Source organism: Gemmiger formicilis, assembly GCF_016901605.1.
Taxonomy (GTDB): Bacteria; Bacillota; Clostridia; order Oscillospirales; family Ruminococcaceae; genus Gemmiger; species Gemmiger formicilis_B.
Genome location: NZ_JACJKP010000383.1, coordinates 1 through 640, shown reverse-complemented (window position 1 = coordinate 640; position 640 = coordinate 1). Strand labels below are relative to the sequence as shown.

General features: G+C 52.0%; 1 protein-coding gene. It reads right to left on the bottom strand.

Going from position 1 to position 640, the window contains the following annotated elements; all coding sequences use genetic code 11:
* Positions 1-37: 37 nt before the first annotated feature.
* Positions 38-640: precorrin-6A reductase (gene cobK, locus H6B10_RS15010; RefSeq protein ID WP_204652310.1), on the bottom strand; the 603-nt coding region annotated here is incomplete at its 5' end.

Sequence of the window (640 nt, the reverse complement as noted above, 5' to 3'; positions counted from 1 at the left end):
ATGGTGGTTTCCGTACCGCCGCCCAGTGCCAGTAAATTCACCTGCATCCTGCCATCCACTCCTTGCAAAAATCCAAAACATCCTGATAGGATTCTCCATCTTCTTCCGGACGGCGAATCACAACCATCTGCACATCGCAGGCTTGCGATGCTTCCCATTTTTCCCAAAAACCACCAGGACTTCCGCCGTCTTTTGTGACCAGATAACGGATAGAATACTGATGCAGCAGTGCTTTGTTCAGTTCTGCACCAAACGGTCCTTGCATGGCAATGATATGTGCCGGCTGAATACCTGCCTGCGCACAGGCATGCAGACTGCTCTCCAATGGCAGAACCCGTGCATAGAGCCGTTCTTTACCAAGCAATGCAAACGGTAAAAGTTCCTTGGCGCCCGTGGTTAACAGGACGTTGCCTTCCATTGACTGCAGCATCCGTACAGCTTCCTGTGCATTGGCGGCAACCAGACATCCCTGTGGAAGTTGACTTGCAGGGCGCAGAAGTCTTTTGTAAACCACACCCGCCTGTGCAGCCGCTTCCCGGATATTTTGAGTCACCTGTGTGGCGTAGGGATGTGTGGCGTCAATACATAACGTCTTATCTTGCAGAACCGGAATCATATCTGCCTGTTCCAGCCGTCCGGA